This window comes from Massilia sp. CT11-108 (assembly GCF_047302915.1).
In the GTDB taxonomy this organism is placed as follows: Bacteria; Pseudomonadota; Gammaproteobacteria; order Burkholderiales; family Burkholderiaceae_D; genus Telluria; species Telluria orientalis.
Window position 1 is genome coordinate 1 of sequence record NZ_JBKYMO010001691.1, and the last position, 245, is coordinate 245.

The following is a 245-nucleotide window of genomic DNA, read 5'->3' on the forward strand; positions in this document are numbered from 1 at the left end:
GTCGTAGCACGCGCCATTCATCGATACCTGCAATGAAAGTTTAGGAGGCTCTATGTTAAAGCGAATTCGCAAAGCACTTGGTTCTTTGTTCAAGAAAAAGAAAAAAGCCAAGAAGAAAAACAATTCCTCCATATATCCAATGCACTGATGAAGACTAATAGGCGAATCTTTTCCAGCTTCCTCGGGGCAGAGACCGGGGGAGAGGCCAGGCGCATGTTCACGCCGGTCAGCCTGCGCACTTGCCT

Annotated in this window: 1 protein-coding gene; it reads right to left on the minus strand. The window is 48.2% G+C overall.

The window, feature by feature from the left end; translation table 11 throughout:
• Positions 1-245: hypothetical protein (locus ACEN88_RS36060; protein WP_413347177.1), on the minus strand; the 245-nt coding region annotated here is incomplete at both ends.